Source organism: Candidatus Palauibacter sp. (genome assembly GCF_965213655.1).
GTDB lineage: Bacteria > Gemmatimonadota > Gemmatimonadetes > Palauibacterales > Palauibacteraceae > Palauibacter.
The window spans coordinates 3,136,721-3,159,583 of record NZ_CBDBZT010000003.1 but is presented as its reverse complement, the minus strand read 5'-3'; the positions used below and the strand labels follow the sequence as shown (position 1 = coordinate 3,159,583).

At 68.0% G+C, this 22,863-nt stretch carries 17 protein-coding genes; 12 read left to right on the top strand and 5 right to left on the bottom strand.

Annotation, left to right across the window (positions count from 1 at the left end):
• Positions 1-103: 103 nt before the first annotated feature.
• The gene (locus ACOOGH_RS16105; RefSeq protein ID WP_420449880.1) at positions 104-2,572 is read left to right on the top strand and encodes a choice-of-anchor B family protein; all 2,469 of its coding nucleotides are present in this window, start codon (positions 104-106) and stop codon (positions 2,570-2,572) included.
• On the opposite strand, the gene ACOOGH_RS16100 is transcribed toward ACOOGH_RS16105, so the two are convergent.
• Together ACOOGH_RS16100 and ACOOGH_RS16095 are read right to left on the bottom strand one after the other, a co-directional pair.
• Positions 2,569-3,939, bottom strand: a complete 1,371-nt coding sequence (locus tag ACOOGH_RS16100; RefSeq protein ID WP_420449879.1) for an MFS transporter — start codon at positions 3,937-3,939, stop codon at positions 2,569-2,571. The two genes, ACOOGH_RS16105 and ACOOGH_RS16100, sit on opposite strands and share 4 nt — an antisense overlap.
• A 17-nt stretch (positions 3,940-3,956) precedes the next feature.
• Positions 3,957-4,850: a cyanophycinase gene (locus ACOOGH_RS16095; RefSeq protein ID WP_420450155.1), complete on the bottom strand. Its 894-nt coding sequence runs from the start codon at positions 4,848-4,850 to the stop codon at positions 3,957-3,959.
• Positions 4,851-5,067: 217 nt separating this feature from the next.
• On the opposite strand from ACOOGH_RS16095, the gene ACOOGH_RS16090 reads away from it, so the two are divergent.
• From ACOOGH_RS16090 to ACOOGH_RS16080, 3 genes are read left to right on the top strand one after another with little or no spacing between them, the layout of a single operon-like run.
• Positions 5,068-5,565: a hypothetical protein gene (locus ACOOGH_RS16090; protein WP_420449878.1), complete on the top strand. Its 498-nt coding sequence runs from the start codon at positions 5,068-5,070 to the stop codon at positions 5,563-5,565.
• Positions 5,562-6,863 (top strand): aminotransferase class V-fold PLP-dependent enzyme, encoded by a 1,302-nt coding sequence (locus ACOOGH_RS16085; protein WP_420449877.1) that lies wholly within the window; start codon positions 5,562-5,564, stop codon positions 6,861-6,863. Before ACOOGH_RS16090 ends, ACOOGH_RS16085 begins: the two co-directional genes overlap by 4 nt.
• A gap of 12 nt (positions 6,864-6,875) precedes the next feature.
• Positions 6,876-7,382 (top strand): hypothetical protein, encoded by a 507-nt coding sequence (locus ACOOGH_RS16080; RefSeq protein WP_420449876.1) that lies wholly within the window; start codon positions 6,876-6,878, stop codon positions 7,380-7,382.
• A 16-nt stretch (positions 7,383-7,398) separates the two neighbouring features.
• Here ACOOGH_RS16080 and ACOOGH_RS16075 read toward each other — a convergent pair whose 3' ends face one another.
• A complete protein-coding gene (locus tag ACOOGH_RS16075) occupies positions 7,399-7,911 on the bottom strand; it encodes a thermonuclease family protein (RefSeq protein WP_420449875.1) in 513 nt (170 codons plus the stop codon).
• 46 nt (positions 7,912-7,957) lie between these two features.
• Positions 7,958-8,785 carry a DUF6503 family protein gene (locus ACOOGH_RS16070; protein ID WP_420449874.1) on the bottom strand — a complete coding sequence of 276 codons (828 nt, stop codon included), beginning with the start codon at positions 8,783-8,785 and terminating at the stop codon, positions 7,958-7,960.
• A gap of 78 nt (positions 8,786-8,863) precedes the next feature.
• Here ACOOGH_RS16070 and ACOOGH_RS16065 point away from each other — a divergent pair, with 78 nt between their 5' ends.
• The 8 genes from ACOOGH_RS16065 (at position 8,864) to ACOOGH_RS16030 (ending at position 21,296) form a co-directional block, all read left to right on the top strand.
• A complete protein-coding gene (locus tag ACOOGH_RS16065; protein WP_420449873.1) occupies positions 8,864-9,448 on the top strand; it encodes an FKBP-type peptidyl-prolyl cis-trans isomerase in 585 nt (194 codons plus the stop codon).
• A gap of 34 nt (positions 9,449-9,482) precedes the next feature.
• A complete protein-coding gene (locus tag ACOOGH_RS16060; protein WP_420449872.1) occupies positions 9,483-10,322 on the top strand; it encodes a fumarylacetoacetate hydrolase family protein in 840 nt (279 codons plus the stop codon).
• Entirely contained in the window at positions 10,319-14,611 is a 4,293-nt protein-coding gene (locus ACOOGH_RS16055; RefSeq protein WP_420449871.1) for a M14 family zinc carboxypeptidase, read from the top strand. The genes ACOOGH_RS16060 and ACOOGH_RS16055 overlap by 4 nt, the downstream gene beginning before the upstream one ends.
• An 83-nt stretch (positions 14,612-14,694) precedes the next feature.
• Positions 14,695-15,150, top strand: coding sequence for a c-type cytochrome (locus ACOOGH_RS16050; protein ID WP_420449870.1), 456 nt, complete (start codon positions 14,695-14,697; stop codon positions 15,148-15,150).
• Positions 15,151-15,341: 191 nt separating this feature from the next.
• Positions 15,342-17,906, top strand: a complete 2,565-nt coding sequence (locus tag ACOOGH_RS16045) for a cache domain-containing protein (RefSeq protein WP_420449869.1) — start codon at positions 15,342-15,344, stop codon at positions 17,904-17,906.
• 42 nt (positions 17,907-17,948) lie between these two features.
• Positions 17,949-19,409: a pyridoxal phosphate-dependent decarboxylase family protein gene (locus ACOOGH_RS16040; protein WP_420449868.1), complete on the top strand. Its 1,461-nt coding sequence runs from the start codon at positions 17,949-17,951 to the stop codon at positions 19,407-19,409.
• A gap of 156 nt (positions 19,410-19,565) precedes the next feature.
• Complete coding sequence (locus ACOOGH_RS16035) at positions 19,566-20,798, top strand: IS256 family transposase (protein WP_420438216.1); 1,233 nt, start codon at positions 19,566-19,568, stop codon at positions 20,796-20,798.
• Between the two features lie 42 nt (positions 20,799-20,840).
• A complete protein-coding gene (locus ACOOGH_RS16030; RefSeq protein WP_420450154.1) occupies positions 20,841-21,296 on the top strand; it encodes a DinB family protein in 456 nt (151 codons plus the stop codon).
• Between the two features lie 4 nt (positions 21,297-21,300).
• On the opposite strand, the gene ACOOGH_RS16025 is transcribed toward ACOOGH_RS16030, so the two are convergent.
• A complete protein-coding gene (locus ACOOGH_RS16025; RefSeq protein WP_420449867.1) occupies positions 21,301-22,809 on the bottom strand; it encodes a hypothetical protein in 1,509 nt (502 codons plus the stop codon).
• Between the last annotated feature and the right edge of the window lie 54 nt (positions 22,810-22,863).

Genomic DNA, 22,863 nt, shown 5'->3' with positions numbered 1-22,863 from the left:
GGTTACGGCGCACGGGCGTCGACCCTACCTTAGCGACCTCCCGGGCACCGCGCCGGGGTTTTGTCCACGTATCCAGATCATCGTCCATCAGGAGCAGAGTCAGATGCGGTCTCCTCGATTTCGATTCTCCGCCGTTGCCGGACTCATCTCGCTTCTCGCCACGGGACCCTTCGCTCCCGGGGCGGCGCAAACCCACGCCGGCAGCCTGAGCGAGGCCATTGCGGCCCCGCTGATCGGCTTCGGGGCGGCGGCGGCCGTCTCCGGCGGCGAGATCTTCGTGTCGCGACCGGGGGAGTTCGCGGCCTTCCCGATGCCCGGTTCGGAAGCCGGCAGCGTCCATGTATTCCGGCGTGGCACGGACGGTTGGGCGGAGACCGCCGTCATATCGGCGCCGAGCGGCGTGTACGGAGACGGTTTCGGGGAGGCGCTGGCCATCGAGGGCGACATGCTCGTGGTGGGCGCTCCGAAGGAGAACGAGGGTCGGGGGGCCGCATACGTCTTCGTCCGCGAAGGCGACAGGTGGAGTCTCTTGGAGAGGCTGGAGGCGCCGTCCGCGATGCCGGGCGATGCTTTCGGTTCTTCCGTGGCCATGGGGGGCGGCGCGCAGTTCGGCGTCATCGGGGCGCCGGGACGCGGGGCCAGCGGCTCCGTGTTCGCCTACGTCCAGTCCGACATGGGCCTGACTTCGGTCGAACTCACCGGATCGGACGCGCCGGCCGACGCCCGTTTCGGGGCCGCCGTCAGCGTAGAGGGCGACCTGGCGCTCGTGGGCGCCCCGGGGCCCTTCTCGCTCAACCAGTACGCCGCGCCGTCCCCACCGCAGGCAGGGACCGGTTACGTGTTCCGCCGGACCGGGACCGCGTGGAATGAGGTCGCGCGCCTGACACCGGCCGGAGGCGTCGTGGCGGGCCTGTCCGCCGTGCTCCTGGACGGAGAAGCGTACCTCGGCTCGCCCATCGGCAATCAGGCGCAGGGAGCCGTCTTCCGCTTCGCGGCGGACGCCAACGGAGCGTGGTCCCAGACCGGCACGATCGGGGCTGCTTCGCCCTCTCCGGCGGCCTTCTTCGGTTACTCTCTCGCCCGGGCGGCCGGGGGACTCGTGGTCGGCGCGCCCGGCACCAATGCCTTTGCGGGCGCGGCGCACGTGCTCCGGTCCGGAGACGATGGCGAGTGGGGCGAGGAGGCGGTGCTGGAGGCCGAGACTCGCGGGCTCATGGGCTTCATGGGCAACGCCGTGGCCGGAGGCGACGGCCTTGCCGTGGTCGGCGCCCCCGGGTCGGAGTTTTTCGAGGGCATCGGCTTCATCTTCGAGCGGGAGACCGGCGGCGCCTGGAGCGAGGCCACTCCCATCCACGAGTCCGAGTCCGGGCTGGCCGCCGTGACCGGCGCAGAGCAGCGCTGCTCCGACGACGGGATGGTGGCGGGATTCGACTGCTCCGAGGTGGACCTCGTCTCCTTCCTCCCCGCCAGTGAAGTCGGGGGCGCGCGCGGGATCATGGTGAGCGATATCTGGGGCTGGGTCGATCCGCAGACGGGCCGCGAGTACGCGATCCTGGGACGGTTCGACGGGACCTCCTTCATCGACGTGACGGACGCCGGGAATCCCGTCTATCTCGGCAACCTCCCCCTCACCCAGGGCGCGACGCCCAACCTGTGGCGGGACATGAAGGTCTACGCCGACCACACGTTCATCGTGGCGGACAACGCGGGCGAACACGGGATGCAGGTGTTCGACCTCACCCGGTTGCGGGACGTGACCAACCCCCCGGTGGATTTCGACGAGGACGCGCACTACGCCGAGTTCGCCTCCGCGCACAACATCGTCATCAACGAAGAATCGGGCTTCGCCTACGTGGTGGGCGGCAGCGGCGGGGGCGAGACGTGCGGCGGCGCGCTGCACATGGTGGACATCCGCGATCCCCGGAACCCGACCTTCGCCGGCTGTTTCGCGGACCCCGAGACGGGGAACGCCGGTTCAGGCGGCTACACCCACGACGCGCAGTGCGTGATCTACGAGGGTCCGGACGAGGACCACGCGGGCAAGGAAGTGTGCTTCAACGCGAGCGCGACGAAGCTCGGCATCGGCGATGTGACGGACAAGGAGAACCCGACGCCGATCTCGAACGCCGCCTACCCGAACGTGGCCTATTCCCACCAGGGGTGGCTGTCGGAGGACCAGCGCTACTTCTATCTGAACGACGAACTCGACGAGTTGTCGGGCGGGACTGACGGGACCCGCACGCTGGTATGGGACGTGGCGGACCTGGACGACCCGGTGCTCGTCCGGGAGTTCGTGCAGGACAACGCGGCCTCGGACCACAACCTCTACATCCGCGGCGACCTCATGTACCAGTCGAACTACGTGAGCGGACTCCGCATCTTCGACATCTCCGACCCCGAGAACCCCGTGCCGGCCGGCTTCTTCGACACGGTACGCGGGAGCCCGGACGCGCCGGGTTTCGCGGGATCCTGGAGCAACTACCCGTTCTTCCCCTCCGGCAACATCATCGTGTCGAGCATGCGCGAGGGGCTGTTCGTCCTCAGGAAGCGGGAGACCGCCCTCGTGCCCTAGTTGTCGGCAGGGTCGTTATCGCGGAGAGCCTCCCATTGGTCCTCGGGCACGGCGGGGCCCACGATGTCACCAACGACGGTGGCCGTGCCGCCCAAGTCCCCCTGCGAGTACTCGGCCCGGGCTTGGGAAGCGCGCGTGACGCGGCGGAAGGCGAGGGCGGCGAGGAGGCCGATGGCGCCGAAGCCGGCCACGGCGGCGAACACGTGCTGGTGCCCGGGCAGTCCCGGTGAGTTGTCGAGCAGCACGCCCATCAGGGGTCCCATGAAGACGTCGGGGGTGAAGCCGAGGACGGAGACGACGCCCGCCGCGCTCCCCGTGTAGGCGAACGGCACGGCGCCCTCGGCCAACAGGGCGAAGTAGACGCCGCGAAGCGCGTAGATGCCCACGCTCGTGGTCACGATCGTCACGATGAGCATCCAGGCCGGCCCGGGCACGACGACCCCCGAAGCGATGAGCAGGCAGCCACCGATGAGGATCGCGAAGCCGCCGACGATGACGCGGGAGGCGTCCAGGCGATCCCCGAGGTAACCCGCCGTCACGGCTGCCGCGGCGCGAATCCAGAACGCCAGGGTGCCGATGGTCGAGGCCTGCACGTCATCGAATCCGAGCGCGTCCCGGGACAGGAGCGAGAAGTCGTCCGTCGCCTTGTACCCCGTGTAGGCACAGATGACGATGAGAGCCTGCAGCCACACGGCCGGCATGCGGCATGCGGCCCGCACACCCTGGAGAGTCAGCTTCGGTCGGCCGCCGGTATCGCTGTCGGGCGTACTGTCGGGCACGAAGAGCCAGACGAGCACCGCGATCCCCAGCGTGATCCCGGTGAAGACCCAGATCACGCCGCGGAAGGCGGTCGCCAGCTCCTCCGGCGTGGCCGACGACGCTTCACCCGGCAGGAGTGCGGCAAAGACGGCCACGGAGATCGTCGCCACGAGCGCCGCGAGGAGTCCGCGGCCACCATCGAGGAGGCCGTAGGCGCGTCCCTGCATCGTGCGACCGCCCCACTCGCGGGTGGCCCGGATCATGGCGGCCCAGAAGAGAAGGACCGTGGTCATCCCCCAGAAGGCCCACAGGATGTTCATCGTCCGCGGTGTCGGGAAGCCGGCGAGCACGACCCCGCCGAGGCCGGTGGCGAGGAGCGCCACGGCCATCAGTCGGCGGGCCGAGAACCGGTCCGCGAGCGGGCCGCCCGCGAAGTACGCCACCATGGCGACGACGCCGTACAGCGAGAAGGCCGTCCCCAGTTCCAGGTTCGTGATCCCGAACACGTCGAGCAGCGTCGGCCGGAAGACGCGCGCGAGGACGAAGGGGAGGAAGAAGACGGCCTCCCCGGCCGCGATGAGCGCGAGGAGGACGAGCCCTCGCCTCACCCGATTCTCCTCCCGGGTCAACGCTCCGGCTGGCGGCGCGGCCACGGGCGCGCCTCGACCCGGCCGAGCGGCGTCAGGGTGCGAGAGGGGCGGTACGCCTGACGCTCCGCCAGATCGTACTGATCGCCCGGCGCGAGGAAGTAGAACAGGCCACCGCTGTCGAGCGTGCTCTGGTTGTCGTAGATGACGACGTACGACTCTCCGATGACCTCGAAGCGGTCACCCTGCACGACGATGGCGGTGTTCTCGTCGATCCCGATTCCGAGGATTTCGGGCCGGGCTTCGATGATCTCGAGCAGGTCGAACTGGCGGTTCCGATACAGGAGATGCTGGTCGATCGCCGTGTTCCTGAGGAAGCCGAGGCCCTCCTCGTGGCTCCCCATCATGATCGTGTTCGTGGCGGTATCGCCGCGGGCCAGGTACGACCCCTGGATCGTCGCCCCGGCCGATGACCCGCCGATCACGCCGCCGCGCTCGAGGAGCGCCCACAACTCCTCCTCGGTCCGCGTGTCCGCGTAGGAATCGACCAGACGCCACTGGCGTCCGCCCGTGAACCACACGCCGGTCGCCTCACGGATCGCGGCCACGAAGGCTTCGCTGTTCGCCTCGTCCCGATCATTCGTGTGGCGGACCGTGAGGTGCGCGGCCCCCGCCGCCTGGAAGGGTCTCACGCCGCCGAACGACGGACCGTAGGAGTCGGCCCCGCCCGCCGTGGGAATGACGACGATGCGCGCATCCGTCCCGCCGGCGAGTTGCACGAAGCGCTCCGCGATCTCCGGACTCCGCATGGCCCCGCCCACGATGACGAGCGCCCCGTTCGGCGGTCCGACTTCCTGGGCCTCGACCTCGACCGCAGCCACCAACGCGGCTCCGTACGCCGCCACCGCCAGGGTGAAGAGTGCACAGGCCACGCTCAACGCTCGCCGCTCCGTTCGCATCGTTCGACCCTCTCGATTGGGTTGCGCCCCTGGTCTTCCGGCAAATTCCGGTGGACGATCTCACGGTACGCCGATCACGGGGACCGGGCGACCCCGCCAGTTCGCGGCTCCCCGGCCGACGCTTGTCGCTCGCCGCGGGCCGCGTCACGTTGCGGATCGAACGATCCCCGGCGACCCGGAGACGCAGCCTATGCCCACACCGCCCCTTACGCTCCTCGGATCCTCCCTCTGTCTGGCCGGGTTGGTCGGGAGCCTCGTTAGCTCCTCGCCACCGGAAGCCGCGGGGCCGCTATCGTCGCAGGCCGATGCCCTCGCGGGGGCCTGGGCCGCGGACGAATACGTTCTCTCGAGCGGCGACCGGCACCCCGTGCGCGGGCGCATCATCTTCACGGACGGCGAGTGGCAGGTCCTCTTCTTCGTCATGGATGGCAACGAGCCCAGGCGCGGCTCCGGCGAAGGCGGACGCTACACCTTCGACGGCGAGACGCTCACCTTCGAACACCTCCACCACCTCTCGTACGGACGCACGATGGCGGGACTTCCGGCGAGCCCGCTTGCGATGACCGCGCGGGACGGCGAGGGACCGTTCGAGCCGACCGGCGTCGAGATCGACGGCGACCTGTTGACGCTGCGTTTCCCCAGCGGAAACTCGATGTCCTTCACGCGCAGTTCCGCGTGCTGCCCATGACCGGTGCGGGTGCCGGAGATGACCGCTACGGCCTGATGGACCGGAGGGGCTGGCTCCGCCTCGGGGCGACGGGCGCCGCGGCCCTGGGCCTGCCCGCCTGCGCTGCCTGGGACGGGGCTGAGGCGTCGACAACAGAGATGCCACCGCTCCGGACCCCGCCGGGGACGGGCGACGCGGACTGGGAGGATGTGCGCGCCCACTTTCTCGTCGAGCCGGGCACGGCCTACCTGAATAACGCGAGCATCGGCATGCCGCCGAGGCAGGTCGTGGATGCGGTCGCAGCGGGGTACCGGGCCATGGCCGAACTCCCCGCCCGCGGCCGCTCGGACCTGAGCGCCCGCATCACGGAACACGTCATGCCCGGTCTCGCCGCCCTGTTCTCGGTGGAGACGGACGAACTGACGCTCACGCGAAATGCGTCGGAGGCGCTTCATCTCCAGAGCGTCGGAGTCGCGCTGGGCCCCGGCGACGAAGTCCTGATCACGACCCAGGAACATCCGGCGGGTCGCCGTCCCTGGGAGTTCCGGCAGGTGCGGGAGGGGATCCGGGTGAACGAAGTCTTCATCCCCAGCCCTCTGCCCCCCGAGGAGGAGATTCTCTCCCGGTTCGAGGACGCGATCACGCCCCGCACGCGGGCGGTCTCCTTCTGCCACGTGACGCGGGGAGGGCACCTCTATCCCGTGCGGGCGATATGCGGCCTCGCGCGCGAGCGGGGACTCGTCAGTCTGGTGGACGGAGCGCAGGCAGTGGGCCAGTTCCCCATCGATCTGACATCCCTTGGCTGCGACGCGTACAGCGTGAGCCTGCACAAGTGGATGCTGGCGCCCGCCGGGACCGGCTTCCTCTTTGTACGGCGCGACGCGCGCGACCGCATCCATACCGCGTTCGCGCCCGACGCCACCCCGGATCAGCCGCAGTTCGGTCCCCCGGGCACCGCGGCGTTCCCCGTGCGCGCCGCGATCGGGACGGCGGTCGACTTTGTCGCCACACTCGGACTCGAGGCCGTGGAGGCTCGCTGCCGCTCCCTCTCGGATCACCTGAAATCGCGCCTCGCGGACATGAGCGGCGTCACGCTCCTCAGCGGCGCACGCGACCGGAGCGCGCCCGGATCGACGATCTTCGAGAAGGAGGGTCTCGACGCCGTGGCCGCGGTGGGGGCGTTCGAGGCGAGCATCTCGTCCCATATCGACGAGCACCAGCGCGACGGCCACAACGCGATTCGCATCTCCACACACGTATACAACACGACGGAGCAGGTCGACCGCTTTGTCGACGCCCTCGCCCGCACGACGGGCTGATCGGAGGCACGAATGTCAGGTTCGAGACAAATCCCCGGGATCCTCGCGCTCGGCGCCATCTTTCTCGTCGGCATGATCGGCATCGCCGCCTTCGCGGGCGCCGAGTCCGCCGAGGCTGGCGAGCCCGCCGCCGCGGAGGCCATGGCCGCCGGCGCGGACGCGCAAGCGCAGGACGGCGCCATCTACGAGATCCGCAACTACCACTTCGATCCGGCCCGGTACGACGAGTACGCCGAGGTCGCCAACGGCGAGTACATCCGCTACCTGCGCGAGCATCTGGACATCGTCGGGTTCTGGATCGAATCCGGGATCGCGGCCGAGGTCCGGGGCGCGGAGCAGGACGAACTCGGCTCGGCGAACGTCACGTGGGTCATCCGCTGGGCGTCGAAGGAGGAACGGGACGAGAGACTCCCGGCAGTCCTCGGTACGCCGGAGTGGCGCGAGATCTTCGCGGAGGTTCCCGGCGGCGGCGCGAGCTACCTGAGGATCGAGTCACGCTTCATGAAATCGCTCGACTGACGAACCGCTCCGACCGTCAGCAGCGGTCCTGTCGGAAGTCGGCGGGCCGGCAGGTGAAGCCCCACTCCGCCCACAGCCCCCTCCCCTCGGCCTCCGCGGCGGCTTTCGCAGCCTCGATGCGGTCCTCGTAGCGGCGGTTGGGCGGGATGATGAACGCCAGCGCGTACCCGCTCACCACCATGTGTTCGTTCAGCATGTCTCCGCCGGGGAGGAAGAGGTAGGCGAGGTCCCGGTCGAAGGTGTCCACCCGGACCGCGTCGTACTCGACGCTGAGCGCTGTGTTCGTGGGGGCCACCCGGAGTAACTCCTCGCGGGCGCGGGCGCCCCACGGTTCCTGGGCCATCTCGGGGGCGTCGATGGCGAGGAGGCGGATTTCCCGGCCATCGGCGCAGCGGACGGAATCCCCGTCGATCACGAAGGACAGGACGCAATCGCCGCTCGCCATGGGAGGCGGAGGAGGCGGAGGAGGCGTCGCGGACTCGGCACACACGGCCGCCGCGAGGGCCGCGCCGACGACGGCAACCGCCATGGCGCAGCGGCGACACCTCCGGTCCGGCGTCACGAACCGGCCCGGGTCATGGACCGACCTGGATCGTCCCCACTTCATCGGTTCCCAGATGACGGCCGTCCGCGTTCACGTACCATCCCCTCAGACGCGGCAAACGCAGTCCGCCTCCCTCGGTCAGGCCCTCGAACGTGATGTATTCGCCGTCGTTCGCGCTCTCGTCGTGATAGAAGCGGCAACCCACGAGTTGAGCCGTCCCGGGCTGGAAGTAGAAGTACCACGTGTCGCCGCCGATGTCGGGGTCATAGGTGACCCGGACCGCGTGAACCTCCCGGTCCATGAACGTGGTCTCGATGACCTCGGGATCGAGGTGGGAACCGTGGTCGGAGATCTTCATCGGGAGGCCCGCCAGGAACCCGTAATAGCTGCGCCAGAACATCCCCCCCTCGCGATGGAGCCGCAGGCGTTCGCGATCCGCCTCGGGGAGATCAGCCTGCGGGACCCCCTCCACGGTCGCCGACCAGCCATCGGCCGTCGTCTCGTACTCCATGGTCGATCCGCGATAGCGGCCCGAGAAGGCGAAATCGCGCTCGTCCGCACCGAACTCCAGGTCGACGGCGACGCGCTCGGCCCCCTCTCCGTCGGTCCCGACCCACGACATCGAGATGGGGCGGCTTCCCCAGACCCCTTCCGGGTCGTGGAAGGCCATCGATCTCGCCACGAGTTCCTGCGCGGGCGTGAGGTCGGCTTCCGCGGCCGCAGCGGCGGCGTCCTCGTCCGCCGGGGGACGGGGGCCGCAGGCGGTGGCGAGCAGGACGAGTGAAGCCGCCAAGGAGGCGCGTGAAACGGAGCGGAACTCCGGGCGGAACATCGGTCGAAACGTCGCGTGAGTTTTCATGTCTCGATACTAGCAGCCCGCGTTGAAAGGCCGCTACATTCGAGCGATTCGCCACTTTCCCCCACTCGGAGGCTCTCCATGCAGCGTGTTACAACATCGAACCGGCTCCGTGCCGCAGCAGCCCTGCTGTTGGCACCGCTCGCCATCGCCTGCGCAGGTGACGCGGCGGAGGACGCGGAGGACACGGCGGAGAGCGTCGACGAGGCGCCGGCGGCCGCGGAGACCTCAGGGACGCCCGAGGGCGTGATCACGGACGTCCGGGAAATCGCCTTCGCCGATGAACTCGCGGTTGATCTCGATGCGATGGAGGAGACCGAGAGCGGCCTCTTCGTTCAGGTGCTGCAGGAGGGAAGCGGACCGCCGGCCGGTTACGGCGACGAGATGGGCGTGCACTACACCGTCTGGCTTCCGAGCGGGAGCAAGGTGGACTCGAGCCACGACCACGCCCCGCCTGAACCGCTCGAAATGATCCTCGGTTCGACGGCTCTGATCGACGGTTGGGTGGAGGGCGTGACGGGCATGCGGATGGGCGAGCGCCGCAAGCTCGTGCTGCCCTACGATCTCGCCTACGGGGAGGAGGGTCGGCCACCGGCGATCCCCGCCTACTCGCCGCTCGTGTTCGAGGTCGAACTCGCCGAGCACATTCCCACCGGAGAAGGCTGATCATGGCCCGGGCCGAGGTGATCGGGCCGGAGCGGTGACCGCGTACGTCCGTTACCTCGCGCCGGACGCCACAGGCCACACGGACGCCGGGGCCCGATGGGGCGTCATGGACGATGAAGTCCTGGCGGACGGGATCATCGAGGAAAGCGTGGTCGAGGAACTGGCCGGGACACCCTTCGAGGGGGAGGTCCGCACCGGGAAGCAGATGCCGCTCGAGGAGCTTCGACTCCTCGCGCCGGCGACCCCGTCCAAGGTCATCGCGGTGGGCCTGAACTACCGTAGCCACCTCGACAACAGCCCCATCGGCACTCGCCCGGAGCCCACGGAGCCCGGTCTTTTTGCCAAGCTGCCGAGTTCGCTCGTCGGGCCGGGCGCCACGATCGAGATTCCTCCGGACGCGGAGGTCGTCCACGCCGAAGGAGAGGTCGTCGTCGTGATCGGCCGCGCGGCGCGTCACATCAGTCCGGAAGAGGCGCACGACCACATCTTCGGGGTGACCGCGGGCAACGATGTGAGCGAGCGCACCTGGCAGCGCGACGACCTCCAGTGGCTCAGGGCCAAGGGCAGCGATTCGTTCGGTCCACTCGGACCGCGGATCGTAACCGGCGCGCCATGGGAGAACCTGCGCCTGCGCACGCGCCTCAACGGCCAGGTCGTGCAGGACGCGCGCACCTCGGATCTCATCTTCTCCATCCCCGAGATCATCGCCTACGCGAGCCGCTACTTCACGCTGCTTCCCGGCGACGTGATCTATACGGGAACGCCCGGGAAGACCTCGACGCTATCTCCCGGCGACCGGGTGGAAGTGGAGGTTGAGGGCGTCGGCGTGCTGGCGAACGACGTGAAGGTCGAACCCCGGAAGGACGGGACATGATGAAGCCCCACCGGCGGTTTCTCTGGGTCACGCTGGCGCTTGTGGCTGTGTTCGCCACGCCTTTCCCCTCCCGCGCGCTCTCCGCCCAGCAGGCTCCGGATCTGGCCACGCTGTTCGAGTTGGGGACGCTCGTGCTCGATACGAACGGCGACAGCGTGCCGGATCTCGTGAACGCGGCGCTCGTTCTGGGGGATGATCCCTCGTCGGCAGCTCTGGCCGCGGCCGCCGAGGTCGCCGCTCGGCTGGGGTTCGAGACGATGGCGATGGACCTGCCGCTGTCGCGGAACCCGGACGACGGTCAGATCGGGATCGTCGTGGGGCGCGGAGGGCTCGAAGCCGCCGGCCTGAGGACGCCGGGCATCGATCCAACCTCTCTCGACTCGGGAGAAGGGGCCGTGACCGTGCGCGAGGAGGACGGACGCACCTGGGTGCTCGTGGTCGGTGGGGATGAGGAAGGACTGCGCGCCGGGGCCCGTCTGTTCGCGGGAGTCCTGCCCCACACGCGAACGCTCTCGACCGCGAGGCTGGACGCCGTGCGGGACGATCTCGCCGAGACGATCGAAGCCGGGGGCGTGACGGAGGCGACCGTGCGCCTGACCCAGGCACGGGTCCGGGCCGGGCAGGCGGGCGTTGGTCGCGTGATCGCCGAGATCGAAGTGGATGAGGCGGATCGGAGCGCTGCCGCGGAACTCCTCCGCGCACTTGCCGCTGGCGAAGAAGCGCCCGATGCAGACGAGCCGGAAGAGATCGAAGACGCAGAGGCAGGCGACGAGTCCACCGAGGCGGAGGCCCGGCAGAGTCGCCTGGCCTACCCCGGTCTCGAATCGGTGGAGGCGCGGCTGGTCGGCGGGCCCACGATCAGGATCGCCGGGCGCGCGGCGCCGGATGCCCCCGGGCCGATCGCGGGCCGGCCGGGCAGCGGCGGCAAGCAGGAGATGGACCTCTCCAACCTGTATACGTCGGAGGGGCTGCTCGGCGGGGGCGTACTGCCGAACCGCGTGGACGCGATGCTCGCGCCCGGCGAGGGGGGCAGCGGCGGATTGCCGGATCTGGCCGGCCGGCTCGGGCTCGAGTCGACCGGGCTGACGGTGCCGCTCGTCGCGCCGGCTTCGACGATCGAAGGGGCCGCCGCCCGGCCCACGCTCGTACTCACCGGGGTGGACAACGCCCTGACCCGGCAGCTCGCCGACAGCGCGAAGATCGATCCGGGTTCGCTCGCCCCCGGCGAGGGGCTCATCGAGGTGGTCCCGGCGGCCTTCGGGTCCAAACCGGCCCTCGTCGTTTCCGGCGCGGACGCCGCCGGGGCCGAGCGCGCGCTCGATCAGCTGGCCCGGACCTTCCCGCACCTCGCGGAGCGCGGCGACGACCGCCCGACCATCGACGACGTCGAGCGCGGCCTGTGGGACGCCCTGTCCGGCCACTCGCCCGTGGGCCAGGCGGCGATCGGCCTCTACAAGCTCGGCCGCATCGCCGACAAGCTCGCGGATCGGCAGGTCGCCCGCGCGGACGTGCTGCTCTCCGTCGAGAAGGCGGACCCCGGCCTCGAGACGCATGTGCAGGCCCGGGCCGCGGAAACGCTGGGGCTCGCCGACGCCGCGCAGATCGGCGTAACGATCGACGAACGCGATGTGCAGCGGGCCGCCACGATCTTCGCGGACACGCTCGCGCTCCCCTCGGAGGTCGACCGCTTCCGGGAACTCTTCCGCGCCCATGTCCTCCCGGCGGCCGCATCCGCTTCGGCCACCGACCCCATCCGGATCGAAGCCCGCCTGAGCGAGCCGCCGGAGATCCGCCGCCAGCTGGAGCGAGAGGCGCGAGACGCGCTGATCGAGGCGGGGACGCCGGCCGACGCCGTCGAGGTCCGCATCATTTCCGCCTTCAAGCAGGGCTACTCGTGGCTCGAGGAGGTCATCCTCCCCCAGCTGGAGGGGCGCGACGTGGCGGAGATCGTCATCAGCTTCCGCCGCAACGATCCGCCGGCAGAGTGGCCTCAACAGGCGATTCACACGCCCGTCCGCTGGCTGCACGAGATCTTCCCCATCGACGAGGTCTTCGCGCGTGAACTCGGTCTCGACCTGGAGCAGATCCGTTTCGAGGAGACCACCGAGGGGGAGACGTACAGGGTGAACGTCACGGACTCCGCCGGCAGCGGGATCCTGTCGGGTGGGTTCGAGCCCCGTTGGGTCCTGCGACCGTACTTCGACCGCTTCCAGGACTACGAGCACGTCCGCGTGACGACGGGCTGGATCCGCGCCGGAGCGGGCGACCGCACGCTGGTCGACGAACGCATCGTCACCGACCCCGAGGCCTTCTGGGACCACTACCAGAGCGTCGTCCTCCCGGCCGTCTACGACTACGTGATGGACCGCCACGATGGGATCCCCGAGGGCGGGAACGCGGACGCCCCCTACTTCGGCGAACTGACGGTCGAACTCGAGATGAGCGAGCCCAACTACCGGCTCGAGATCGACAACGAGATCCACGCGCCGATGGACGCCCTCCACGAGGAGATCTACTTCGGTACGATCGAGTTCTTCGACGTCCTCGGACGCAACTCGCGCGGGCAGGGTCTCACCTTCCCCGGCCGCATCCTTCCGGTCATGCGCCCGCGCGCGGACGGGCGCGCGGCGGAACTCCGGGTGAGCTTCACGGGGTTCGCCACCTCGCGGCCGGCGGTGGTCGTGGCATTCGAGGACGAGGCGGGCGTAGCCGACACCATGCGCCTCGACATCCCGAAGACGGGACTCGAGCGGCCGTCCGCGAGGCTGGCCGTCGTCCGCGCCGGCGAGCCCGGGATCGCGCACCTCGGCCTGCGCGTTCGCGTCGATACCGACGCCGACATGCGGGACAGCCTCCTCCACTACGCACCGCCGCGGCAGGTCGACCGGAGCATGGTGTCCGCCGAACAGGTCGAGGCAACAGTCCGGGAAGTCGAGGCGCTACGCGCGGCCGGCCTCTACGCATCCTCGCTGGCCTGGCCCGGACTCGGCTCGCTCGAAGTGTGGGCCGAGTGGACCCACGAACAGGATCCCGAATCACGCCGGACGGCCCACCTCGCGGCGAACGGGACACCGGACGCCCTCCCCGACTGGCGCAGCCTGCTGCCAGAGGGCTGGAGCTACGAGGGCGAACGCCTCGTCCAGTGGGAGACACCGATGCCGCCCCCCGAAGGCCACGAGATCCTCGCAAAGATGGCGGAGGCCTTCGAGGAAGTCTCGATGTACAAAGCCGGCGAGTCCTACTTGGGCAGGGATATCTGGGCGGCGGACCTCATGCCCCCGATCGCGGCTTCGCACTGGTCGCGGGTGAAGGCGACGACGTTCAAGCCCACGGTCATCTATTCCGCGCGGCAGCACGCCAACGAAGTCTCGTCCACGAGCCACGTCCTGCGGCACGCGGAACTCCTCCTGACGGATCCCGCTCAGCGTCCCAAGCTCGACGACGTGAACGTGGTCATCCACCCGTTCACCAATCCCGACGGGGCGCAACTCGCCTACGACCTGTACCGGATCACGCCGGACTTCATCCTGCACGCCGGTTACCTGGGTTCGCTGGGGATAGACGCGACGACGGGCTCGCGGGACGACCATCCCATCTATCCCGAGGCGCCCGTTCGGAACCGCCTGTGGGGCCGCTGGCTGCCCGACATCTTCCTGAATCCGCACGGGTATCCCTCTCACCAGGTCGTGCAGCTGTTCAGCGAATACTCGGGGCTGGTGCGGCGGGGTCGCGTCACCGAACGCAACTGGGGCCTCAACAAGGGCTGGTTCATGCCGGGGTTCGGATACGTCGACAGTCCCGACCTGCCCCGGCACCGGGACGCGGCATTCAGCATCCGGGACTACATCACGCGCGGGATCAATTCCAATCGCGATGTCTTCGAGATGAACCAGCGCAACTACGAACGCTACCGGCGCTACGGGGCGGAGTACGACCCGGATGTATTTCGGCTGCCGATGACGGACAGCGTGCTCATCCAGATGCCGCTGAAGGGATCGAGCGGCGAGTCCCGGTTCGGGTTCGACTCCCGGATCACGATCTGGAGCGGCACGACGGAAGCTCCGGACGAGACCGCCTACGGCCCGTGGATGGAACTTGTGGCGAAGGCGGGACTGTCATGGGACCAGGCGCTGCTGGACTATCTCCACGAGGGAGCGCACGAGGTCAAGCGTTCGGGTTCGTCGTTCTTCGGAGGCGTTACGCTGCGCATGAATCGCCCGCGGCCGCCCGAGGACGAAGAGGAGTCGGAGGACGATGCCGCCGTGACGACGGACGGAGGAGGAAAGTGAGCGCCCGCACTTGCCCCGGTCCCGGTCCGGAATCCACGTTTGGGCGACTTTTTCGAGACACCATCGAGCGAGGCAATACCTCAATGCGGATATTCTCAGCGGGATCGCGGCACCACCTGCGGGCTTCATTCACGGCGGTCGCCATCGCCACGGTCTTCGGCGGGTCCGCCCTCGTCGCCCAGGATGAGGGGGGCGAGGAAGCGGAGGCCGGAGCCGCGGTCACCACGACGCAGGGCGTGTTCAGCGAAGACCAGGCCACGCGCGGGGAAGACGTGTTCTACAACATCTGCGCCGAGTGCCACTTCGAGGAAGACTTCGGGGGACCCTTCATTCAGTCCTGGGCCGGCGCTTCCGTGAAGGATCTCGTCGACGAGATCGTGGCCACGATGCCGGAGGACAATCCCGGCGGGATGCCCACCGAGCAGTATGTCGACGTCGTCGCCTACATGTTCAAGCTCAACGGCATGCCCACGGGCGAAGACGAACTGACCGCGGAGAATCTGGACGCGGTGGAGATCGCGGTCGACCTCGACCCCTGACGCCCGACCCCGCCCGCCAGCGGATCCGGAAGCGTCCGGGTGGCCCCCGCGTCCCAGCCGGACGGCTCGGAATGCACCTCTCCTGACCGGAAACGCGCCTTTCGCGCATGAAGTGCACCGCGATGTCTTTTCGGCTATGATGCCGCATGCGACCGATCGGTCCATCCCACATCGTCGCGAAGGATACCGCCATGCGAAACGCAAGGTCGTCCGCGCTGCTTCTTTCGGTGCTGGGTCTGGCCCTGGGCGGACTCGGGGCGCGTCCCGCCATCGCACAAGTGCCGAAGGTCACGGCCGGAGAGGTAGTGGACCGTGAGACCCTGCGGGGGTTTGTGACCTACGCAGCCTCCGTCGCCGCCTCCATCACCGACATCAACGAAGGATCGCGACTCATCCAGGCGGTGAGGACGGAGGGCAGCGACTATAACGTAGGCAACATGTACCTGATCTTCATGACCACCGATGGTCAGGTGTTCATCCACGGCGAAGACCCCAACCTTGACGGCAAGAACGCGTTCCAGGTGTTGGACGACAACGGGACCACGGTTGTCCAGCAGATGCTGGCCGCCGGGGCGGCCGGCGGCGGGTTCGTGGAGTGGTGCTGGGACGACCCGGCGGACCCGAGCGACGCGCGCTGCAAGGACAGCTACGCACTCCAGCACTTCTCCCCGGTAGCCGGAGTGGATCTGGTCGTGGTCGGAGGATATTACCAGGATCTGTCGGGCGCGGGACAACCGCTCCCTCCGGTCCCGCTCCCCGAAGTTACCGCCGCCGATGTCGTGGACCGCGAGACGCTCAGGCAGTTCGTTCACGGCTCTCTCGACTGGCTGCTCGAGCTTGTCGGACAAGTCGGGTTCGCACGCGCAACCGAATGGAAGGCCGTGCTGCGGGAAGAGGGTGGCCCCTTCAAGTCGGGCCCCATCTATCTCTTCGTCTTCACGCCCGAAGGGTACGTCATCTTCCACGGCGCCGACCCGTGGCGGGAAGGCCGCATAGCCATCGACAACACGGACTTCCAGGGAAGGGCCTTCGTCAGGGACGTCATCGCCACGGCCCAGGGGGGCGGAGGGTTTGTCGAGTATTTCTGGGACGATCCGACGGTGCAGGGGGATGAGGACACGGGCACTCCGAAGGTGAGCTACGCCGTCTCCCACAGGAGCGATCTGCCCATCTACCAGGGCGTCGAGTTCATCGTCGGGGCCGGATTCTACCGGAACTTCTCCACCGCGGAGGCGGAGATGGCGGCCGCGGACTGGCTCGACCGGTTCGGCCGGTCGGTGGCGAGTCAGGCGATGGAGATGATCGGCGACCGCGTGTCGCACTCGCACCAGGGACCCGACCAGGTGACGGTGGGCGGGCGCACGATCGACCTCGCCCAGCTGAACGCCCGGGGCGGGCTGTTCGGCGGACTCGGCTCACTGGCTTCGGCGGCGGGCGCCGGCTTTGGCGACCCGGGCGCGGGCCGGCTCGCGCCGACTGCGTTCCTGCCCGCGTCCTTTGGGGGGCTCGTCGGCGAGACCTCCTTCCAGCTCTCCCCGGGACAGGACGCGGGGGGCGGAGGCAACTACTCGCTTTGGGGAGCTGGCGAGATGACGCGGTTCTCCAGTGGCGGAGCCGAGGGAGTCCATGATGGAGAAGTCGTCACGGCCGCTCTCGGGGCGGACTACAAGTTAGGGTCGTTGCTCGCCGGGCTCGCCGTGTCCTACAGCCGGGGGGCCGGCGGGTTCGAGCTGGGCCGCGCCGGGGAGGATGACGTCGGTGATGTGTCGACGTCGCTCACCAGCGCCTTCCCCTACGCACGGCTCGCAATCAACCACCGCCTCTCCCTGTGGGGCGTGCTCGGGTACGGCTTCGGCCAGCTCGACATTTCGGGCGGCGGCGAGCAGGACCCCACGAGCGACATCGCGATGCGCATGGTCGGCCTCGGGGCACACGGCGAGCTTGTGGGCGCCGAAGATCCGGACGATTTCGAACTCGCGCTCCGGTCGGACGGCTTCGTGGCGCAGATGACCTCGGATGAAGTCGAGGGACGCAGCGAACTCACCGCCGACGTGAGTCGTATGCGCGTGATGCTCGAAGCCCACAAGGGTTACACGCTCGGCGGGGGAGAACTGGTCAAGCCACAGCTTCGCGTCGGCATGCGCCGCGACGGCGGCGATGTCGAAACCGGGTTCGGGATGGAGCTGGGAGGCGGCCTGTCCTTCCTCGATTCGGAGCGGGGTCTCTCGATCGCGGTACACGGCCGCAAGCTCGTGGCGCACGAACAGAGCGACTACGAGGAGTGGGGGCTCGGCGGATCGATCACGCTCAACCCGCAGGGCGGGAGCCGAGGGCTGTCGCTCGGTCTGAGTCCTTCGTGGGGATCGACGGCGAGCGGCCTGGCGCGGCTGTGGGCGCAGGGCGCGACCGGGTTGACGCCGAACGGGCACGGCTACGGGTTCGGGAGCCGCCGGCTCGATGCGGAAGTGGGGTACGGCGTCGAAGCGCTGGACGGCCGCGGCGTCTTCACGCCGTACGCGAGGCTGGTGGTGTCCGAACAGCCCGGTCCGGGGCAGTCCGGCGCGGGCCATTTCCCGGGTTCGGTGGCGCTGATGTCGCTTCAGGGAGCCGGGCAGGGCCTGTACGGCTACCACCTGGGCGGGCGCCTGAGCGTCCTTTCAGGCCTCGCGCTGAACGTCGAGGCGGGCCGGAACGCGTACGGCGTCGGATCCGGTCCGTCGAACAGCGTGATGCTCAACCTCTCGATGCATTGGTAGAACGACCCCGTCCACCGTGGACCCGCGATGCCCGATTCCGACATGACCCCTGACGGGAATTCCGGCGAGCCGGGTCGCTGGCTCGAAATGGCCCCGGAGGCCATGCTGGGCCTGGCCCGGCGGGCTGCGGAGCTCCTCGTACAGCGCAACGCGAACCTTGCGAACGAGGCCGCCTGGGACGGCGAGTTCCACGAGGAACTCACGGAACGGCTCATGGAGGACCCGCCGGAGCAGGGCACGCCAGCGGAGGAGGTCATGGAACGGGCCGCCCGCGAGGTTCTGCCGGCTACACTCAGTCTCGATCATCCGCGTTGCTTCGGCTTCATTCCATCCTCTCCCACCTGGCCCGGCGTCGTCGCGGACTTCCTCGCCGCCGGGTACAACATCAACTCGTGCAACTGGCTGATCTCCAGCGGGACGAGTCAGCTCGAATGCGTCATCATCGATTGGTTTCGGCGCTGGCTCGGCCTTCCCGAGACGGCCGGCGGGGTGCTGACGAGCGGCGGTTCCGCGGCGAGCCTGGACGCGCTGGTCGCGGCGCGAGAAGCGGCCGGTTATCCCGAGGGCGCCACCGTCTACATGAGCGACCAGAGTCACAGCGCGCACAAGCGGGCTGTGAAGATCGTCGGCATTCGCCCGGATCACGCCCGTCTTGTGCCGAGCGATGAGCGGTTCCGCATCGACGTGGACGCGCTCGCGCGCATGGTCGCCGAAGACCGCGAGGCGGGGCTCGAGCCCATCGCCGTGTGCGCGAACGCGGGGGCCACGGCGACCGGCGCCATCGACCCGCTGAACGCGCTGGCGGACTTCTGCGAGACGACGGGCATCTGGCTGCATGTGGACGCCGCCTACGGCGGTTTCGCCGTCGTGACGGAGCGGGGGAAGGCGTGGCTACGCGGGATCGAGCGCGCCGACTCGATCTGTCTCGACGCGCACAAGTGGTTCTTCCAGCCCTACGAAGTCGGCTGCCTCCTCGTCAGAGACGTCTCGACGCTGGAGAAGCCGTTCGGGATCCGGCCCGACTTCCTTCAGGACGCGCTATGGGGCTCGGGGCATCCCAACTTCTGGGATCGCGGCCTGCAGATGAGCCGTTCCGCGCGGGCCCTCAAGATCTGGATGTCGGTTCAGACGTTCGGGATGGCCGCCTTCCGACGCGCCATCGCGAACGGCCTGGACCTGGCGGCCCGCGCCGAAGAGTACATCGACGCGAGCCCGGTGCTCGAATGTCTGAGTCCGGCGTCGCTGGGCGTCGTGTGTTTCCGGGTGAATCCGGCCGGGGGGGACGTGGCCGAAGAGACTCTGGATGAGGTCAACCGGCAGGTGCTCGCCCGGATCTTCTGGGAAGATCCCGCGTTCGTATCGTCGGCGGTGCTGGCGAAGAAGTTCTCGCTCAGAGTCTGCATCATCAATCACAACACCACATGGCGCGACGTTCGGGAGACGCTGGCAGCCACGGAACGTTTCGGGGAGAACGCCCTGCGCGAGTTGGCGGCGGGGACCTGACCTTGGCCGCGGCGGATCAGACAGAAACCTCCCTGGCAGGGGTCCGAGCCGGCATCGAACGCTGCATCGAGCGAACGCGCGACCTCGGCCAGATCGGGAGTGTGCTGATTTCTGTGTAAATGGCCATGGAGTAGACTCTGGAAGCGGGAGGAGACCATGGCGAGGAAGAAGGATGCGACGGAGCGGGAGGTAGACGAGCTTCTCGACAGCCTGCTGGAGGGCCGCAGCCCGGAAGAGATCATGGGCGGAGGCGGTCTTCTGGAGGCGCTGACGAAGCGGGTGGTGGAGCGGGCGCTGGAGGGAGAGCTCACCGACCACCTGGGCTACGAGAAGCACGCGAGAGAGGGCCGCAACGGCGGCAACTCGCGCAACGGCCGTACGCGGAAGCGAGTGAAGACGGACACGTCGGAGTTCGAGATCGAGGTGCCTCGGGACCGTGATTCGACGTTCGACCCGAAGTTCGTCAGGAAGGGCCAGCGTCGGCTGGGCGGGTTCGACGAGAAGGTGATCGCGCTGTACGCGCGGGGCATGACGACGCGGGAGATCCAGGGTCACCTGAAGGAGCTGTACAAGGTGGAGGTCTCACCGTCGCTGATCTCGGCGGTGACCGACGCGGTCCTGGAGGACGTGAAGGCGTGGCAGGGCCGGCCGTTGGATACGGTGTACCCGATCGTGTATCTGGACGCGATCCACGTGAAGGTGCGTTCCCGGGGCCACGTCCGGACGCACGCGGTCTACCTTGCCCTGGCCCTGACGCTCGAGGGCAACAAGGAGCTGTTGGGGCTGTGGGTGGGCGAAGCGGAGGGGGCGAAGTTCTGGCTCTCGGTCCTCACCGAACTCAAGAACCGGGGGGTCGAGGACATCCTGATCGCAGCGATCGACGGCCTCAAGGGCTTTCCCGAGGCGATCGAGTCGGTGTTCCCGAAGACGCAGGTCCAGCTCTGCATCGTGCATCTGGTGCGCGGCTCGCTCCGGTTCGTCGCCTGGAAGGAGCGCAAGGCGGTCGCCAGGGACTTGCGGGCCATCTACAGGGCTCCGAGCCTGGAGGCGGCCGAGACGGCGCTGGAGGCCTTTTCTCAGCGCTGGGACGAGCGCTTCCCCATGATCAGCCGGAAGTGGCGGGCGAACTGGGCGAACCTGACCCCGTTCTTCGATTATCCGCCCGAGATCCGCAAGGTCATGTACACGACGAACGCGATCGAGGCCCTGAACGCGCAGCTCACGAAGGTGACGAGGAAGCGCGGCGCGTTCCCAACCCCGGAGGCGGTCAGGAAAGTGCTGTACCTTGCGATCGAGAGGGCGTCACAGCGCTGGACCCGGCCCGTTCAGGACTGGACCGGCGCCCTGAACCACCTGTCGATCGTGTTCGAGGGCCGAGTGCCCGTATGAGTGCGAGGGCCATTTACACAGAAAATCTGACAGTCCCGCCAGATCCGGTGCGCCGCGCCCGATGTCTCGGCGTGGAGCGTCCGGGACCACCTCGAACACCTGTACCTCTCCGACCGCGCGGTTCTGCTCTGGGTGGCCGATGCGCTGACGCGCCCGGACCCGGGGGCGCGGGCGGACTTCCCTCGGGAGATCGGTGTCTCGCTCCTGGCGCGCGGCTCGATTCCGCGGGGCCGAGGGCCCGCCCCCGAGTTCACTCTGCCTGCAGGTCTGGAGCCCGCCGACCTGCGGACGGGGTTGGAGAAACTCCAGGCGCAGACCACTGATCTGGCTTCCCGCATGGAGGCGTTGGACGCGTGTCTGCACACGCTCCCCCACCATGTACTCGGCCACTTCACGCCCGCCGAGTGGCTACGCTTCCTCCACCTCCATCACCGCCATCACGACGCCATCATCGCTGACATCCTGAGCGCCCGCCCTTCGGCGGCTTCAACCGCCTAGCTGTTCAAAGGAACAGCCTCATACGCTGATCGAGGACGGTGCGGGTGAGGATACCCGTGGCGTTCAACACTTCCAGGTTGAACGATTCCTTGGCACTACGCGCTCGCCACTCCTCGGCAACCCACACGAGATCCTCGGCCGCTATCAGCGCCACATCAGTATCGCTCCCGCACTCGGACTTTAGTCGAAACGCGTTTGCCAAGGCCTCATCCGCCACCGTGGGAACGATGATCAAGAAGCAGGAGACACGTTTTTCGGCGTCGCGAATGTACCGCTTGAACTGCCTCAGGTGGCTTGGAGGGAAGGTGTAGACCGTCTCCTTGCTCTTGTTGTCCCAGAGGAGCAACTCCTTCGTCTTGCCGAACACAACGCACCCATCCGCGTGATCGGTTCCCTCCATGTGCTGGAGTTCGAGTCCGAGCTTTTCGCTGAACAGATAGCGAGTGCCCTCCTCGAAGGCCCCCTCGATCTCCCGGTCCTTCGTGATAATTCGGTTTGTCAGCAGGTTCGCTCGATCCCGGGCCGCCAGCTCCACCAGGTACTGATAGTACCGCTCGCCGGGTGGCGACTCCTCGGCCACATCCCTGATCACCAAGTGAGCGAAATGACGGATGATCCGCTTGATCTTCGTGGACTTGCTACCGCTGACCTTCAAGCCAGGCACTGATCCACAGAGATTGTACAGATCCTCGTTCGAAAGAGACTCCAACGCCGCACTCGGCTTGACGCCGGCCAAGACGACTCTCTCAATCCGTGCTTCCTTCGTACCGTACTCCGGCAATCCCACCGATCGGAGGATCGTCGCCAGTTGGGCAACGGTCAGGTTAGAAAGCAGCTTCTCCCAGGCGTGGGGGCTTAGCTCGATACCGAGGACGCGCCGGACCGACGGAACGATTTCCTCGGGTATCACATACAAGCCCCCATTGGCGCGGTTGCAATAGAAGACGATTCCGCAGCGTTGGAGGCCGAGAAGGGCTTCCCGGCATTCCGCAGCGTTGTGGAGAACGTTCCCTTGGCGGGGGAAATGCTCCAATTGGGCCTGGATGATCCGCATGGCGAGGGGGGAGAGGCCCAAGCTTTCGCGGAGTACTCTCAGGAGTTCCAACTCCTGGGTGGTGACGACAGCGTCCCCGATTGCAACCTTCATCACTGCCCGCAACACTTCGACGGAGCGAGCGTCTTCATATCGCAACGCGTGAGGAGAGGCCGCAGCGTCAAGCACTTCCTGCTGAAGCTGTGTAACGCGCTCAACGACATCCAGCTCCGACGCACTGCAGTCCGGTGAACCGATCAGGGCTTCGAGTACACACGTCTGGCGGATCTGGTCCTGGAGACGACCATCGAACTGGAGGACTGCCTCGATTCTCTGTGGATCGGTCAATTCACCGGTATTCCGCAGAATGATCTCCCGTGCCCGCTCCTCATCCGGCTTCGGAAAATCCTTCGTAAAGCTGTCGACCACGCGTTGTAGCATGGCCTTGGTCATCAGCTCTATTGCCTCGGCAACCCTCATCGCACGCCCTCCACCCAGTCAGTTATTCGGAAACATCGACAGCCAGCGCTCCTA